General features: G+C 45.9%; 18 protein-coding genes and 1 other annotated feature. Of the genes, 3 read left to right on the top strand and 15 right to left on the bottom strand.

The annotated features are described in order from the left end of the window. Positions 1-31 precede the first annotated feature (31 nt). The 10 genes from BMY11_RS24995 to BMY11_RS24955 all read right to left on the bottom strand — a co-directional run bounded on the left by BMY11_RS24995 (position 32) and on the right by BMY11_RS24955 (position 8,245). Entirely contained in the window at positions 32-988 is a 957-nt protein-coding gene (locus tag BMY11_RS24995; RefSeq protein ID WP_090582535.1) for a DUF3221 domain-containing protein, read from the bottom strand. A 320-nt stretch (positions 989-1,308) separates the two neighbouring features. Further along, entirely contained in the window at positions 1,309-2,577 is a 1,269-nt protein-coding gene (locus tag BMY11_RS24990; protein ID WP_177182820.1) for an MFS transporter, read from the bottom strand. Between the two features lie 403 nt (positions 2,578-2,980). Then, positions 2,981-3,529, bottom strand: coding sequence for a hypothetical protein (locus BMY11_RS24985; protein ID WP_090582531.1), 549 nt, complete (start codon positions 3,527-3,529; stop codon positions 2,981-2,983). 53 nt (positions 3,530-3,582) lie between these two features. Then, positions 3,583-4,569 (bottom strand): tryptophan--tRNA ligase, encoded by a 987-nt coding sequence (gene trpS / locus BMY11_RS24980; RefSeq protein ID WP_090582529.1) that lies wholly within the window; start codon positions 4,567-4,569, stop codon positions 3,583-3,585. A gap of 46 nt (positions 4,570-4,615) precedes the next feature. Beyond that, positions 4,616-4,866, bottom strand: a binding site (T-box leader). A 57-nt stretch (positions 4,867-4,923) separates the two neighbouring features. Then, positions 4,924-5,526 (bottom strand): class I SAM-dependent methyltransferase, encoded by a 603-nt coding sequence (locus tag BMY11_RS24975; RefSeq protein ID WP_090582527.1) that lies wholly within the window; start codon positions 5,524-5,526, stop codon positions 4,924-4,926. 38 nt (positions 5,527-5,564) lie between these two features. Continuing rightward, positions 5,565-6,242: a VOC family protein gene (locus tag BMY11_RS24970; RefSeq protein ID WP_090582525.1), complete on the bottom strand. Its 678-nt coding sequence runs from the start codon at positions 6,240-6,242 to the stop codon at positions 5,565-5,567. A gap of 22 nt (positions 6,243-6,264) precedes the next feature. Next, positions 6,265-6,435, bottom strand: coding sequence for a hypothetical protein (locus BMY11_RS29790; protein ID WP_371262937.1), 171 nt, complete (start codon positions 6,433-6,435; stop codon positions 6,265-6,267). A 74-nt stretch (positions 6,436-6,509) separates the two neighbouring features. Continuing rightward, the gene (locus BMY11_RS29785) at positions 6,510-6,851 is read right to left on the bottom strand and encodes a class I SAM-dependent methyltransferase (protein WP_371262936.1); all 342 of its coding nucleotides are present in this window, start codon (positions 6,849-6,851) and stop codon (positions 6,510-6,512) included. A gap of 154 nt (positions 6,852-7,005) precedes the next feature. Beyond that, a complete protein-coding gene (locus BMY11_RS24960) occupies positions 7,006-7,803 on the bottom strand; it encodes a class I SAM-dependent methyltransferase (protein ID WP_090582523.1) in 798 nt (265 codons plus the stop codon). Between the two features lie 157 nt (positions 7,804-7,960). Continuing rightward, positions 7,961-8,245: a chorismate mutase gene (locus BMY11_RS24955; RefSeq protein ID WP_090582521.1), complete on the bottom strand. Its 285-nt coding sequence runs from the start codon at positions 8,243-8,245 to the stop codon at positions 7,961-7,963. 225 nt (positions 8,246-8,470) lie between these two features. Here BMY11_RS24955 and BMY11_RS24950 point away from each other — a divergent pair, with 225 nt between their 5' ends. Next, a complete protein-coding gene (locus BMY11_RS24950; protein ID WP_177182819.1) occupies positions 8,471-10,009 on the top strand; it encodes a glycosyltransferase family 4 protein in 1,539 nt (512 codons plus the stop codon). A gap of 5 nt (positions 10,010-10,014) precedes the next feature. On the opposite strand, the gene BMY11_RS24945 is transcribed toward BMY11_RS24950, so the two are convergent. The 3 genes from BMY11_RS24945 to BMY11_RS24940 are packed head-to-tail and all read right to left on the bottom strand — an operon-like array spanning position 10,015 to position 11,882. Further along, a complete protein-coding gene (locus BMY11_RS24945; RefSeq protein ID WP_090582517.1) occupies positions 10,015-10,872 on the bottom strand; it encodes a helix-turn-helix domain-containing protein in 858 nt (285 codons plus the stop codon). A 45-nt stretch (positions 10,873-10,917) separates the two neighbouring features. Further along, a complete protein-coding gene (locus BMY11_RS28610) occupies positions 10,918-11,160 on the bottom strand; it encodes a hypothetical protein (RefSeq protein WP_143069345.1) in 243 nt (80 codons plus the stop codon). After that, positions 11,160-11,882 (bottom strand): phytanoyl-CoA dioxygenase family protein, encoded by a 723-nt coding sequence (locus BMY11_RS24940; RefSeq protein ID WP_090582515.1) that lies wholly within the window; start codon positions 11,880-11,882, stop codon positions 11,160-11,162. The genes BMY11_RS28610 and BMY11_RS24940 overlap by 1 nt, the downstream gene beginning before the upstream one ends. A 279-nt stretch (positions 11,883-12,161) precedes the next feature. Here BMY11_RS24940 and BMY11_RS24935 point away from each other — a divergent pair, with 279 nt between their 5' ends. Together BMY11_RS24935 and BMY11_RS24930 are read left to right on the top strand one after the other, a co-directional pair. Beyond that, a complete protein-coding gene (locus BMY11_RS24935; RefSeq protein WP_090582513.1) occupies positions 12,162-13,124 on the top strand; it encodes an ABC transporter ATP-binding protein in 963 nt (320 codons plus the stop codon). Further along, the gene (locus BMY11_RS24930; protein WP_090582511.1) at positions 13,121-13,927 is read left to right on the top strand and encodes an ABC transporter permease; all 807 of its coding nucleotides are present in this window, start codon (positions 13,121-13,123) and stop codon (positions 13,925-13,927) included. The genes BMY11_RS24935 and BMY11_RS24930 overlap by 4 nt, the downstream gene beginning before the upstream one ends. Positions 13,928-13,933: 6 nt before the next feature. Here the strand turns inward: BMY11_RS24930 and BMY11_RS24925 are convergent, their stop codons facing one another. Both BMY11_RS24925 and BMY11_RS24920 read right to left on the bottom strand, forming a co-directional pair. Next, a complete protein-coding gene (locus BMY11_RS24925) occupies positions 13,934-14,821 on the bottom strand; it encodes a LysM peptidoglycan-binding domain-containing protein (protein WP_090582509.1) in 888 nt (295 codons plus the stop codon). A 108-nt stretch (positions 14,822-14,929) separates the two neighbouring features. Continuing rightward, a complete protein-coding gene (locus BMY11_RS24920; protein ID WP_090582507.1) occupies positions 14,930-15,493 on the bottom strand; it encodes an FAD-dependent oxidoreductase in 564 nt (187 codons plus the stop codon). Between the last annotated feature and the right edge of the window lie 111 nt (positions 15,494-15,604).

Genomic DNA, 15,604 nt, shown 5'->3' with positions numbered 1-15,604 from the left:
ATGTGAATGCAGGGCTTTTCCTTTTTCAACATTATTTATCGGGTATTTGAATCGTGTGTTCTTCTAATACACCGTCTGTAATGACTGCACTTTTGTACCTAATAGTCCACATTGCTGATTTTTCATCATAGCTCACATCTTTTACAACGAGGATGTTAATATTGGCGATATCTTTGTCCTGGAGCGCTTTACGTATTGCTTCTTCTCGGGTGAGTAATGCCTTTACAGGTTTTTGTGTTTCGGAGATTGTGATCTTAGACGCCGTTCCCTGACCTGGATACGAAGTCGCTATTTCCCCTTTGAACCACACATTAACATTTTGTCCAACCTCTATATTGGAGGGTATATTCGAAACCCAGATTGCATCGTAGTACTCTGTTCTTGTTTCATTTAATTTTCGACTTGTAGGATTTACGACTAACGCACTTTGATTATCAATCTTCGTCACATAACCAACAATTCCGGGATTTACGTCGACGTCGGCTTTCTGAATGACAAAGGAAAGCAATTCGGGATCGATGCTTTGCTCTATTTCCAACCTGACCTCAGCTTCGTTCGCATCTGGCATCGTTATGATAATTCTGTTGTTCAATGTATCGAGCTCAGAGGAATACAAATTTAGCTTGTCAAAAAGTCCGAGACTAAACAGCTTCTGTTGTGCTTCTTGCAGCTCCTCTATCGAATGCGTGACATTGACCGTTTGATAAGTCCCGGCTTTGTACCGATCCGCAAGTAAGCGATTTACCTCATTATTTAAACCTACAATATTTATATAAACCTTACCTTCTTTTAAATAAATATCACCATTCGCAATATGATGCTCACTCAGAAATTCGCGAACCCCATTCGGATCATTCATCGGATTCAACGTGCCAGAACCAGTATAGTTCTTATCACTACGACTACCTGGTTCCTCTCTCGCGCCGCAACTCATCATCGTCATTGCCAATAAGCTAAACACTATTATGAGCATGAATGTGTGTTTCATTAAGGAACCCACTCCTTTCGAGATCAGAAAGCGACTTCTTGAAATCCATCCCTTTTGTTAAAATTCACCTTATTTTACACAGGTTAGACGTATTATGTCGCCTTGGAGTTGCGCAATTGTGTCACTAAGATACAGTTTCAACCAAAAACAAAAACCGCCTATTGAAAGGCGGTTCGTCGACTCGGGTCTATTACTTTTGATAACAAGGCGCAAAATTACCATATATCACCGTAAAAGCAAATCCCAAAGCTGTGTATGTACATTCGGTAAATATTCTTGAGGAGTTTAGGCTGCCGATCTCTCATCGGCAGCCTATTCATTCACTTCCGGCGGAGTATCATAACCGTTAACGAGACAGTAGTTATTACAGTTCCTGCAGCTAAATATAGGATGACTATACCCGAAACCGCTTGATCACCGACAAATGAGATGAACCAAGACAGCTCCCCTTTAGCAGCAGCAGGCTGCAGAACGCGGTCAACTAGCGGTCCCATAGCGAAAAAAGATAACACCGAGGAAGTCATGTTAATTTGGTAGACAAAGGCGAATACTCTTCCTTGCAAAGCGGAGGGCACGACCGACTGGAGGTGGGAGCTTAACATAGCGTTGCCAACGGGCAGCGGTATCATCAGCAACAACAACGCGATTCCTAGCCATATCGAGTCCTTAGCCATTGCGAACACGATAAACATCAGTCCCGTCATGACATACCCTTGAGACATTGTCTTTATCCGGTCTCGGAAATGTCCGATCGATGCTACGATTAGTGCCCCTACGAATGCGCCTGCATTCATACCGATGAGAACAAATGAAATTCCCCAACCAACGTCCCCCGATGCCCCTGATACGTAAGGAACAACCATTTCAAGTGTGCCGTTCAATAGGAAGTTGATTACACCAACGTAAGCGACTAGACCTAACAATCGATTCTGAAACATGAACACAATTCCGCCAACAATGTCGCGAAGAGCTACCTTCTCTTGATCCAAAATGAGCTTTTCCTTCATCTCATCCGGCAATCGTAGAGTCAGTAGGAAAATCGTCGACACGAGAAACGTAATTCCATCCAGGATTACAATGCCCGTAATTCCGAGTGGTGTATAGAGAAGGCCTACCAACGCGGGCGCAATAATTCCTGCAAGCGGAAATATCGTTTCTCTTATACCATTAACTCTGTCGCGCTGCTCTTCACTTGTCAGCAAGGCAGTGACCGTCTGCGCTGCTGGGCTTTGGAACATGGCGCATATCCCTTGAAAGAAAACAATCGTCAATAATAATGGGAGACTGAAGAAGCCAAACCAAAGGCTCATTACTAACAAAGCACTGCCTATCGCTTGCCCCGTATCACTCAGCAATAACACGATACGTTTTGGAAGCCGGTCTACCACTATTCCAGCAATACTTCCGGCAAGCATTGCCGGAAGTTCATTAAATAATGCAATCCATAAAATCGGCGTCGTTTGATGCGTCGAATGGTAGAGCCAAATACCTATCGACATAGAGGTCATGCGAGTGCCGAGCATCGACAAGCCCTCCACGATCATCAACAAATAAAGAGTGTGCAATCCGCTCTTATTTATAGGTTTCACTGGGAACCCTCCGGATAAAAGTTTATCTTTAGAATGCTGATTATCACTTCTTACCGATACCATATAGACATTAAGCGACTCAAAGAAACCTGTCGGAATAGACAAGTTTACTATGGTATGTTCAATTGCTTGCGCTATACGGTTACACTTCGGTTTAGATGAGAGTGAGGAGCAGCATGCTGCAGATTCTCCTTTTTATCCCGATTCCTACTGCAACTATTATACTGTTTCGGATTTGTCCATGAGAATAGACTTTACCCGTTAATGAATGCCTTCATTAAGCTTACCTGACGGTTCCCGCTTCCTAGAGGTAGCAAATATTGTAATTTATTTTATCACAGTCAAACATTGAGTTGGCAAAAAACAACCCGCTACGTAGGCGGGTTCAAAGTCGTGCTCACTCTTATTTGTATTTTGTTCTCCGTTCAAAAAAAGTCCTTTCGTCGGCAGTTCCAAATCCATACCCGTCGCTGATGATTTGGTTAACTGGAACATGGGGGGTTAAGGCAATTTTTCTTTTACCGTCTTCTAGTACAGTAACGATGAAGAAATAATTGACTCCATTTATGTGATATTTATCCTCCCTATACACGTTGTAATCAACAGCCACGTAATAGATTTCAGGGGCGGTAAAATATTCGATATACCGAGTCGGCATATCGTTTTTCCCGTAATCGTAAGGGATTTGCTTCAATGCGACAAGTTTAGCATTTTCAATATTGAATAACCCGAGCCTGTTGTTTCGATTTTGCTCATTGGTAAAAAAGTTGATCAGCAACTCACTTTGGTTTTTAACCCACAATGGAGGAATGCCAGACCATTCTCTTTTATCTATTAATTCGATGTAACTGCGAACAACGTTTTGATTAGGTTCAACGTTTGCATAAGCGAATGGAGTCGACTGCGCGTTCAGCAACAGTAAGAAAAAGAACAATAGTTTTAACAATCGCATTGGGCATCCCCCTTTTATTGACAGGAATAGTATGCCCACATAAAATATCCAAGCTAATCCAATGTAACAAATCCCATCGCTCTCTTCACCTTCAAGAGTGTTTCACTCGCTACCTCACCCGCTCTTATTGCGCCGTTCTTCAGAATGAGATTCAATTCATCTGAATGAACAATTTCATGATATCTCTCCTGAATAGGTGTCAGCTTCTCGATAATGACTTCCGCTAGATTCTTTTTGAATCCGCCATATCCTATTCCTTCATACTGCCGCTCAATCTGCTCGATCGTTTCACCTGAGAAAACGGAATAGATCTCAATAAGATTGCTTACTGCAGGCTTACTCTCCCATTCATGTCGAACGCTCATATCAGAATCTGTCACGGCTCTGGAAATCTTTTTCCGAATGTCTTCTGGCTTATCCAGCATCAGAACATAGCTATTGGTGTTCGGGTTGCTCTTGCTCATTTTTTTCGATGGATCGTCTAGTCCCATAATCCTTGATCCGATGGTTTGAATGATGGGTTCAGGAATCGTGAATAGCTGTTCAAATCGACTGTTAAAGCGCTCCGCCAAATCTCTGGTCAGCTCCAAATGCTGCTTCTGATCATCTCCAACCGGGACATGTGTAGCCTGGTAGAGTAAAATATCTGCTGCCATTAACGCCGGATAGGTAAATAACGCCGAACTGACCGCATCTCTGCCATGAGACTTCTCTTTAAATTGCGTCATTCTATTCAACTCGCCGAAATACGCTTGCGTCTCCATCAACCACCCTAACTCTACGTGGGCAGGAACGTGGGATTGAATAAAGATGATGGCCTTCTGGGGATCAATCCCTGCAGCGATATAGAATGCCGCAATATCCTTTGAACGCTGGAATAATTCCTTCGGGTCTTGAGGCACAGTTACGGCATGAAGATCTGGAATAAAAAAGAAACAATCATAGTCATGCTGCATAGAAACAAATGGGCTCAAAGCTCCGCCGAAGCCTCCGATATTTAGCTCACCGCTTGGTTTAATTCCCGACAATACTCGTCTCATACGCTCATCTCCCCTAAATGAAAATAAAAAAACACTTCATCCCTAAAAAAGGGACGAAGTGTTAACTCCGCGGTACCACCCGAATTCGATCACTGATCGCACTCATTCGTGTCAAGCTACTAACACGAGTCCCCTAGATAACGGAGGGACTTCCGTCAACGCCTACTAATTGCGTAAACAATGTTCGGATTGAAGCGAATGGAACCATTCTTCTGGATCATTGTTCCGGACCTCTCACCACCCGCCGGCTCGCTTTGACAATGACATCAGAGTACTCTATCCATTCATAGCTTTTGGTTATTATTTACAGTATAGTTCGTTTCATTGTAATGTCAATTCTGTTCTTCTATATTTTTATTTCTGTAGAATTAGTGCTTGAAAATGAGGTTGCCCTTCCTGTAACGGAATGGTATGAAAACTAACTTCTTTAAAGTGTACTGCAGCAACAGCTCTTATGGCTTGGTCGGAATACGACGCAAAGAAACGTTTGGGCTCACACCAATCATTCTCCCATATTCCTTCTGAATTGTTCCCGCCGTAAAGTCCCATAAAGAATAAGGCATCCGGTTTCATAACCCGTTTAATTTCTTGAAGTACATCCCCTATGTCGCTTTTAGGCACATGTAATAGACAGTTCAAGGAATATACTGCCTCGAATGTATGATCAGCAAACTCCAAATTATAGAAATCCATAACATAGGCTTGATGCCCTTTCTCCTTGCAGTAGCTTATCATTTCTGCCGACAAATCAACACTTGTTACTTCTACGCCATGATCTTTAAAGTAAAGACTATCAATACCTGTTCCGGCACCGATCTCAAGCAAGCTTTTCTTATCAGATGAATGCAATGTTGTTAGAAAATGTTCTCTTTCCGACAGCTTCCAATCAACAGATGTTGACTGTACTCTTCTATGTGAATCTTGATCATATGATTTTGCAAGGTCAGCTTTATTCATTCTTCTCTCCTTTTATTCGTCCTTAAGATACAGGACGCTCATGGTATTTCTCTAATCATATACTGATTTATCAACTCTTCACTGCTATTATCATTGTTAACAATATGAACAGTTAATGGAAACGCTTTGACCACCTTATTCGAACTCAGCCAATTGCGACTAAGTCCAGACAAGATAAATAATCCGTTCTCATCTCCTAATGCGGCAAATACTTCATTGGAATCTTTGTAAACTTCAATGCCATACTTTTCAGTTAATAACATCATCGCTTGTTTTACATCTACAAACGGAAGTCCGACTTCACTTATGTTTTTAATATCTAGTTGAGTGAATAATCCACCTTGATCATCTTCTTGAAGATTGTGTCGTGCAATCAATTCTACAATATTTCCTACAGGATCATTAAAGTAAATAGAATCTGCATTCCATGATTGTGAATGGATAATATCGTGATCATTAATTCGATTGATTTCAATATTTTTATCCTTCAACCAGTGCAAGGCATGAGCTACCTTATACTCAGTCATGTTAAACGCGAAATGATAATATGGAGATTCGTGGTCTATGGAATGGATAAAAGTAAGAATCGACTCTCCAACAGTAACAGAAACTTTTTGAGCACTGCTTTCGAGCAATGGAAGTTCCAGCGTATCTACATAAAAGTTCTTAACTTCCATAAGAGAATTCGCTTGTAAAATGATCTCTTTTATTCTCATCGAACCATCCCCTTTTCAGATTTTAAAGTTTAATTGCTTTAACTCTCAGTCGTTTGTAGTCTATATACCAAGCGCCATCTTTGAATAATTCTTTACGAGCTTCCGCTTCGATTTTATGGATTGCGTCTTTCTTTTCTTGAATTGATAAACCACTGAACAAGTCGTCTGCTAACCCCGTTAGCCATATATTCAATCCGTTATCGCCATCTTGCATCTTTGTCGGTCTATCGAAATGAACGGCATACGTAACCCGAAAGCCTTGTTTCTCTAGCAGAGTGCTCGTTTTTTCATCCAATGTAAGGCTGCATTGGAGAATACCGCATCTACTTGTTCATCAAGATTGAAGTTCTCGGCATCTCCAACAAAAAAGTTAATTTCAGGATATTTCTCTTTTGCAGACCCAATCATCTGAGTGGATAAGTCCATACCCATCACATTCGCACCAGTCTTCGAGATCTCAACCGCCAAATCTCCTGTGCCACAACCTAAATCCAATATGGACTCCCCATTGTTTGGGCTTAAGACTTCGATGACTCCCTTGCCAAATTCTGAAACAAAATCCAATTTCTTATCATAGAGTTCGGTTTGCCAGACATGAATAGAGTTCATGATATCATCTCCCAGTAGTTGGTAAAGACATCTTAACTCCAAATCACTTATACATAAAATATATAATATCTATCGAGATTATAGTTAATTCCTATTGAAGTTTGCTTCTCGTAAAAAACAAAAGTGGCCGATCGTTGCTGATCGACTGCCTTTACTATGGAATTAACGGTATGCTCGTCGTAATCTTATCTGCAACAGCGGTGTAGAAAGCAGGAAAGCTCCTATATTGATGATTAGGCTCTTCCTCTAGAGCTCTTAAATACATTCCCTGGTTAGCAATTGCAGACAAAACCTCGCCTAGAGTCCACTTCCTCAATAACACTTTATGCAAACGAGAACGTTCATTTTCAGAAATAATAGACGTATAAGCAATGTCATCTTCTCGAAGTTCGGTATCGAAATAATCTCCGGATTCTCTTAAACAGACTCCATTTCCCTTATCCACCAATAGCTTATGAGCAAACGGGTGGAAGTCTGTCAGAATAAATCGTCCATTCGGTTTTAACATTCGCGCAACGATTGAGAAGATCTGATTTAAGTCGGAAAAATAATGTAAAATCCCGAATTCCATCAGAACAATATCAAAATTCCTTAACGCTTCCTCATTAGGAATATGAAGCACATCTGCGTTTATATAATCCACTTGAACACCAGCTGCTTCGGCAACTTCTTGGGCATACTGCTTATTTTCCTCAGATATATCAACGATCGTTACATCTGCACCAAGTATGGCTAAAGGGATTGCTTTTCCCCCTGTTGACCCAAGCAGATTGATGATTCGTTGTCCTTGGAGTTCTCCCATATACTTTAACCATCTACGAAGTGGATGTTTAGGATCAGCTTTCAGTTCTACTGCTCGTTCAGTCGGAGTACCAAAGTGTGTCATCCACGCCTCATAGGCTTTTGTATTCCAAGCTAGTCTGTTTACTTCGGTTTGCTTTTGTTGCATCATAAGCCTCCGGTCTAAATTTATTTGTGTCGTTTTGAAATTATATCAGTTTCACTTAGCTTTCCTACCAACTTCTGTATTCTCGAGACTAAACAAACTATCCTGCAAATTGCAAAAATGACCTTGCCTACCGGCAGGTCATTTGATCTTTATTACTGTATTAAGCTTTCACTGGCAGCAGTTCCTGATGGCGAGCAATAACAATATCAATGATGAGTCTGTAAATATCCGACGCATATTGCGGATTCAAGCCATGCTGCTCGGATAGCCGGGCAATCTTCACAAACTGCTGCGCTTCGCGAGCTGTATCTTGGGGCGGCAGCTGATGCTCCGCTTTATATTTGCCAACCTCTTCTGTCAGCTGAAATCGCTCCGCCAGTAAGGCAATCATCTGTTGATCAATGGCGTCAATTTGTACTCTTAGTTCCTGCAGGTTAACCGTCATCTCGTGCCTCTCCTTCATGCTTGTAGTCCGGGTCAAGCTTAACGCTTTGACGCTTTTTGGCGTTGAAGCGATAGGTTGAATTCCAGATTACCACAGAGCTTCCTCTGTTGTAAATGCTATGTTGCAGTTTCAATATTTGGGTTGGATGCAAGGTGATGATCACCCACGACTTTGTCCCTCCTTGCACATATGATGAAGCATTTCTGCTGCTAAGGGAGGATGCGAATGTCGCCGATGAGAGATAAATCCGCTTCGAGCCAAGCGGCAACGAGACGGGCAAGCAATCGGACTTTTGCAAGAAGTCGATCCAGACGGTTATCGAGATCGAGATGGAGAATAAAGCATGGTAAGAAAACATTCCGTTCAACTGAGCGCCGAGTCAGGCGAGGTCGGCAAACAAAGCAAGTGAAGCGCCCGCTGTCCATTCTGTACGTTGTACACGCCTTCTATCCCGAAGCCTATACAGGCACCGAGAAATTTGTACTGAACATGGCACGTACCATGCAAAATAAAGGTCACCGCGTGAAAGTAGTGACATACAGTCTGGAGCCTGTCCAGCAGTTTCCGGAAGCGCTCGGAGAAGTCGCCTTCCGGTCGTACATCTATGAAGGTGTACCTGTTATCGCCTATCGACATAAGCAGCTGGATTTGAAATTCCCGTCATTCGAGCTTGGAAATGCTGACCTGCTGCAATTTGCCGAGCACATGCTGCTTGCTGAGAAGCCGAACCTCGTTCATTTCGGTCACGCGATGCGAGGTATGGAATGGATGCAAAATTGCGTCAACATGCGGATCAAATACGTTGTCACACTGACCGACTTTTGGTTCCTCTGTCCGAAGAGCACTTTGCTGCAAAATAATGAATCCCTCTGCATAGGACCTGCTGGCGGCAGCAACTGTAGCGTACACTGCCTCATTCCGAACGTCGAACAGCGGATAGCAGGTCATGTCCCGCTTCTACAGGCTGCAAGCAAGGTGCTGTCACCATCAGAGACCGTTGCCCAGCTGTTCCGAACGAATCTTCCTGGCTTCAAGGTTGACGTGTTGCCGCATGGCATTCAGTATGAGCATATACAAGTCAACCAGCGCACGTATGGGCCAGATGATGCAATTACTCTCCTATATGCCGGCTCGCTGAATCCCCATAAAGGCGTACATCTAATTCTGCAAGCGATGGCGCATGTGCCTAGTGAGCGACTACGCTTGAAGCTGTATGGCTCCGGCCCCGAATACTATACGGAGCAGCTGCAGCTCGCTGCTCAGCAGGATGTACGAGTCAACTTCTGTGGACTGTACACCGAACAAGAGATCGGTCAGGTATATCAAGATGCCGACGTCGCGATCGTCCCTTCCATCTGGTACGAGAACTACCCATTAGCGCTCCACGATGCAATCGCTTGCCAGGTGCCGATCATTGCATCGAACATTGGAGGCATGGCTGAGAAGATCAAAGACGGGCATAACGGCTTCACGTTTCGCGTTGGAGACGCGCAGCATCTAGCTGAGCGAATCACTGCTATCGTACAGCAACCACAGCTGTTAAACGGGTTGAAAGCGAATCTGGCACAGCAGCAATTACCTGCTGTCAACCAGGAGGCTGATCAGTACGAGCAAATCTACTACGACGTCACGCGTCCGAAGAAAACTTCCGCCAAATCCAAGCGCCGCAGCCGCAATCGCAATCGTAATCGCAGACAATCCAGACTCAGAAAGAATCGGACAGCAACCCGAAATCGGCTCCAATCCCGCCGCATTCGCGGTTAACCTAGCTACTCCTGAAGCTCCATCAAATTCGTCTGCGCCGAGCGGATCATCTGCTTATACTTGCCCGGCGTCATGCCGAATGTCTTCACGAATTGCCGGCTTAGATACGCGGCATCGCCCAGCCCGCACAGCTGCGCCAACTCGATTAGCGGCCCCTCGGTCGACTCGAGCAATCGCTTCGCTTTGTTCAGCCGCATCTGCCGCAGCATCTGCATCGGGTTAATGCCGTAAGCCTCATGGAACGCACGGTCAAAATAATTCGTGTTCAGGTGCACCTGCTCCGCCAGCATATCCCGAGAAAGCTTCTGATCCAGATGCTCCGACATGTAACGGATAATCGGGAAGAATCGATCATATTTTGCCGTATACGCCTCGCTTCTTCCTAACCTGCCTTGTGCATCCCAGCTCTCGAGAATCATCGTAGCCAGCCTGAGCATATCTGCCGTAATTGAGATCGATTTGAACGAATCGGTGCTGCGCCAGGAGCGGAATAACGATCGGAAGATTGCACTGTACGCCACCGGATCTAGCAAGTCCACAACCGGATGAACCGGATACAGCTGGAACAGGTCGAGATTCGTCCCTGTATGAATCTGAACCGATACCCATTCATGGATGCCCGGCCCAGTCGACACCTCCGAGAATGGCAAAAAAGGAGGGTGAAGCATAACCCCTCCTTCATTCACTTCGTGATGCTCGCCGCCAGTCGACGTGATGACACGACCTTCCAGCACATGGCTGATGACCCAGTTCGGATAAACGACATTTTGTAAATTGAGCTTCTCGTATTTACCAAGATCCGCCATATAGACACTGACCTGCCACTGATCCATGCTTGCCCCTGCAACCGATTTAGTCTGCATCTGCACGTGCGCCTCCACTGATCCTACAACCGTTTTACTTCTAGTTTACACTAACGGCTTGCCATCAGAGAACAGCCTCGACTCTAATTCTTGCCGCAGCTGCGCCTCGCTAGTCGCCCCGATCCACAGGCCATTCAGCGAGAGCGACGGTCCGCGCCTGCAACCGATACACTGGTTTAAACAGTGGACAAGCGACACATCATGCCCAAGAGCAACAAGTTCATCAAGTAAGCTGCCATGCCGATTCTCTTGCAAATTCCGCAAACAGCACACAATTGTTGAAGGCATTAGACGATGACTGCCTTTCCGCCTACTGCAATGAGCGGGCCGTTATCGAAGATGACGCCGGTATCCGGGTTCTTCGTGCCTTCAACAGAATATTGGATGACGTAAGCTTTGCGCGTATCCTTGCTCTGGTTCGGCGTGCTGCGATGGAATAGCAGTGAGTAGAAAATAACCATGCTGCCCTTGCGAAGCGGCACTGGCTGACCTGGATCTTCGCCAAAATAACACTGCCAGCCTACATCCGTCTTCTTGTGCTCGACAAAGCCTTGCAAATGCGATTGCGGCTGTATCCATATGCAGCCATTCTCGATCGTCGCATCGTCCAGCGCAAGCCAGCAAGTCATATATTCAACCGGATCTGTCGGTACATAACCATTATCTTGATGCCATGGAAAATCTCGTTTCGCCTCTGGTCGCTTATAGACCGATTGGTCCCAATACAGCCGGATATCTGGCCCTAGCACAGTTGTGGTCAAATCGACGAAGCGCTGGTCGCCTATGAATCTCTCCAAATCCTCGTGACGGCGTGCTAAGTTGGATGTAAAATTAATTTGGTTTGGTATAGCAATGAATCCTTTGCCCTTTTGTTTCAGAGCTTCTTCACTTTCCATGTCAAACACATCGATGATCGACCGAACACGATCCATCTCCTCATTCGAAAATAGCTGCTCCAAGATTACATAGCCTTGTTCCTCGTACTGCTTCAACTGGTCTGCTGACAACATTCGGCTCACTCCTTAGTTAAGTCAAGTCATTACTTCGCTTTGAATTAACTCTATTATCTTGTAGTAAGCGCTTTCATACAATGAACGGGTTACAGCAGTTATTGTACTTTTTCCACCTGTATTGTGGGAGGAGTAGCTAACGCAGCTGGCGTGATACTCCGTCTTCAGACGGAGAAGCTGGAGCATCCTACGGATGAGTAGAATTCCATGCTGCAGGCTAATGCTCCTTATTTTGACAATATGTATAATGAGGCTATAACAGACTGGGAGGAAACGTGAATGAATCGTTTAATCTATGAAATCGACCAGGTCAGTCATGTGTACAAAGGCAAAAAGCGCAGTATTGTGAAAGCAAATGACAACATCTCCTTCGACATTCCTGCAGGCGAGATACTCGGTATTCTCGGCCCGAATGGCGCTGGCAAGTCCACGCTGATCAAGCAGATGGTCGGCTTGCTGAAGCCGACTGAAGGGCAGGTACTCTTCGACGGGACGAATATTGCAGGACAGACGAAGCGAGCGGCTTCCTTGGTCGCCTATTACGCCCAAGAGCCTCATGTACTAGCCCCACTTAAGGTGCATGAAGCACTGGAATTCACGGGCCGGTTAAGAGGAATGTCGAAAGAAGACGCGACGCGTCAAACGAAGGATCTGCTCGAACAATTCGAGATGAGCAAATTCCGCGACAAGCAGCTCAAGCAGCTGTCCGGTGGGCAGAAGCGAATGATCGGCATTGGAACGGTCTTGATCGGGCATTCGCCAGTGCTCATTCTCGATGAGCCTACGAATGAGCTAGACCCGCGCAATCGGCGGTTGGTGTGGGACATGATTAACATGCGTAATCGTGAAGGCGCTACCATTATACTAGTCACGCATAATGTGCTAGAGGCCGAGCAGGTTGTGCACCGCGTTGCTGTTATCAATCATGGCAAGCTGCTTGCTATCGATTCGGTTGCGAAGCTGAAGCAACAGGTTGACCCGCGGCTCAAGTTCGAGCTGTTCACCTCGATTGGCACTCGAGAAGAGATCGAAGCCATGCTAGCCCGCTTCGGCACGGTGCAAGTTCTCTCTGAGAACCGCCTCCTTCTACTTGCCGAGAAGCGTGATGCCAGCGAGCTGCTGGACTTCATTACGAGCCATCCAGAGCTGCCTATCCTAGAATATTCGATTAAGCCCTCCAGCTTGGAGGATGTCTATTTCCATATTGATAATGCTGCGCAAAACGAGGTGATCGGTCTATGAAATCAGCTGCCGAGGCGAAGCTTCAGCCTATCGAACGCTCTTCCATTGCTCCAACCCCTGCGAGAATATGGACAGAGCTTAGTATTCTGTTTCGCATTCAGTTCGCAATAATTAGAGACAGCTGGGTGTGGGTCGTGCTTATGGCGACGATGTTCCCGCTTACGACTCTCCTGTTCATGCGTTTCTTCGTGGAGAACCCAACCAAAGAGGCAATGATTCAGATGATCGCCGGCAACATGATTTTCGGATTGCTCGTTATGGGTTTGAATGCAATGGCGCAAGAAATTTCGTGGCAAAAGCATGACGGTCATTTCACGTTCTATGCTTCGCTGCCAATCTCGAAGCTGAATTTCGTCATTGCCATCCTGCTGAGAGGGCTTATGAGCACATTGCCTTCCTTCGTACTTCTAGCCTTATTCGGACAATGGATGTATGATATTCAGTTCCACTTCTCCTGGGCACTTCCGCTCGTGGCTATTCTAGCGTTAGCAAGTGTAGTCGGAATCGGCGTATGCATGGGCTTCTGGTCGCCAAATCACCAGCTCACGAACATGCTCGCCCAAGCACTCATGATGTTGATTACGTTCTTATCGCCAGTGATGGTGTCGATCGATCAGCTGCCGCTCCCTATTCAATGGATCTCGTATTTGCTACCGACCACCTATGCGGCCGAAGCGCTCCGAGGGGCGATGCTTACCGGCTGGAGCCATGATGTGATGATCAATTGCATCGTATTACTCGGCTTCGCCATTGTATCCATCACGGCAACTCTCAAGCTGGCGAATTGGCGTATATCGAGGTAAACCGCGCTAGATGAGCTGGGAATCATTGAACCCGATTCTGCCGAGGTAGCCAATCTGTCCCGTACTTTGCACTTGTACTTGATCATAATATTCCAGTCCGCCTCTTGGTCCTTCTTCGTTCGTGCTGCTAGGGATGTTCCACCTGAGCGAGATCACTTCGCTTCCCTTAGGCACTGGTACCGAGGCGGATGTACCGCTTGGCTCCTTGTACAGCTGCTGATCGGCGGATGTTATATGGAGACGCTTCGTTAAACTCGGTACAAGCTGCGCGCGAGCAAGAGCGAACTCGGCAAGCTGCGCGACCGAAGCGTCGCTGTCTTGGAGCGCTCCTTGAAGTGCGGACTGCACGCCTTGCCCTGTTGCGATACGACCCAGACTAAGTACTGCATAGTAGCGGACCAGCTCGCAAGAATCCTTTAGAAGAGGGATCAAGTACGGCAAACCAGACTCTCCTATCGTCTCCCACTGATAAGAGCCAATATAATAGATGCCGTGCATCTGCATGGAGTTGAAGTCGCACTTCGCTTCCGTTGCGGTCTTCCTCCAGCTGTCAGCGAGCTTCACCGGATCGGGTCTCGTAAACCCAACGATCAGCTCGCTGTCCATGACAGGCGGACTGCCCGGCTGCAGCTGGTTCGCGGCGGCGAGTCCCGTTTCCGTCTGATGGAATTGTGATGCCAAACACGATAATGTGTCCCCGAACTGAACAACGTAATAAGGATAGCCGCCGGCTCGCTGATACTCAAACCCAGCATCTGGAACGAGAATCGGTTGATCGACAAAAATAACGCTCGGATCGCAAATCACATTCGCATCCAGTAGCTTAGGTACCGTCGTGCGGAATCGCAATGCAATGCCCTCTAGTGAATCACCCATTCGGACAACGTAGATCAAGCATACATCTCTCCTCTCCTGCCTATACGATATTCATTAGAAACACAAAGAGGAACTGCCCGCACTCGGGTCAGTTCCTCTTCAATTCTTTCGATTATTGCAATTCGATTAAGTTGTAAGCAAGTCATGATCCACATAACGCGTACCATTCAGCTCACTAATGATGTTGATAGCAACCTTCGCACCGTCGCCTGCAGTAATAATGGTATGCATACTGACACCGGCAATCGTACCGGCTGCCCAGATGCCTTCAATATTTGTCTTGCCACTTGCGTCACAAGCAATAATCGACTTGATGCGCGGCTCTGTACCTGGTTTGATCTCAAGGCCGATTTTCTCAGCAAGATCTGCGCCAAGGCCTGTTGCGAAGATAACGTGAGTGGCCTCGTACGACGAGCTCTCCGTCTCGACTTTGAAGCCATTCTCCTGCTTCGTAACATTCACGACGGCATCCGCAACAAGCTCAGCGCCGAACTTGGTCGCCTGCTGCTTGCCAATATCGACGAGTTCAGGACCCTTCAAGCCCGGAACGCCGTAATGGTTCTCGATCCAAGCTTTTTTTGTAACACTCTTATCACTATCAATGAGTAACGTTTTCTTCCCAGCCTTTGCGGTGAACAGCGCTGCGCTGGCTCCTGCAGGTCCAGCACCGATGATGGCAATGTCAAACATAACAACAACTCCTTCATCCTCGTATTGGTATTCACTTCTAGTTTCACTTCTAGTACAAGCACATTATAGAATTGATTGAAAGCGGATGCAAGCTTAGGCTGCTAGAATCGC

Origin of the sequence: Paenibacillus sp. OV219 (assembly GCF_900110075.1) — a bacterium.
In the GTDB taxonomy this organism is placed as follows: domain Bacteria; phylum Bacillota; class Bacilli; order Paenibacillales; family Paenibacillaceae; genus Paenibacillus_Z.
This window is presented reverse-complemented; position numbering and strand designations above follow the sequence as displayed.

Coding starts and splice junctions, on each gene's coding strand:
- BMY11_RS24945 (WP_090582517.1), bottom strand. CDS start 10,872: ATGCAGACTAAATCGGTTGCAGGGGCAAGCATGGATCAGTGGCAGGTC.
- BMY11_RS24935 (WP_090582513.1), top strand. CDS start 12,162: ATGAATCGTTTAATCTATGAAATCGACCAGGTCAGTCATGTGTACAAA.
- trpS (WP_090582529.1), bottom strand. CDS start 4,569: ATGAGACGAGTATTGTCGGGAATTAAACCAAGCGGTGAGCTAAATATC.
- BMY11_RS24940 (WP_090582515.1), bottom strand. CDS start 11,882: ATGTTGTCAGCAGACCAGTTGAAGCAGTACGAGGAACAAGGCTATGTA.
- BMY11_RS24950 (WP_177182819.1), top strand. CDS start 8,471: ATGTCGCCGATGAGAGATAAATCCGCTTCGAGCCAAGCGGCAACGAGA.
- BMY11_RS24930 (WP_090582511.1), top strand. CDS start 13,121: ATGAAATCAGCTGCCGAGGCGAAGCTTCAGCCTATCGAACGCTCTTCC.
- BMY11_RS29785 (WP_371262936.1), bottom strand. CDS start 6,851: ATGAACTCTATTCATGTCTGGCAAACCGAACTCTATGATAAGAAATTG.
- BMY11_RS24955 (WP_090582521.1), bottom strand. CDS start 8,245: ATGACGGTTAACCTGCAGGAACTAAGAGTACAAATTGACGCCATTGAT.
- BMY11_RS24985 (WP_090582531.1), bottom strand. CDS start 3,529: ATGCGATTGTTAAAACTATTGTTCTTTTTCTTACTGTTGCTGAACGCG.
- BMY11_RS24975 (WP_090582527.1), bottom strand. CDS start 5,526: ATGAATAAAGCTGACCTTGCAAAATCATATGATCAAGATTCACATAGA.
- BMY11_RS24920 (WP_090582507.1), bottom strand. CDS start 15,493: ATGTTTGACATTGCCATCATCGGTGCTGGACCTGCAGGAGCCAGCGCA.
- BMY11_RS24995 (WP_090582535.1), bottom strand. CDS start 988: ATGAAACACACATTCATGCTCATAATAGTGTTTAGCTTATTGGCAATG.
- BMY11_RS28610 (WP_143069345.1), bottom strand. CDS start 11,160: ATGCCTTCAACAATTGTGTGCTGTTTGCGGAATTTGCAAGAGAATCGG.
- BMY11_RS24960 (WP_090582523.1), bottom strand. CDS start 7,803: ATGATGCAACAAAAGCAAACCGAAGTAAACAGACTAGCTTGGAATACA.
- BMY11_RS24970 (WP_090582525.1), bottom strand. CDS start 6,242: ATGAGAATAAAAGAGATCATTTTACAAGCGAATTCTCTTATGGAAGTT.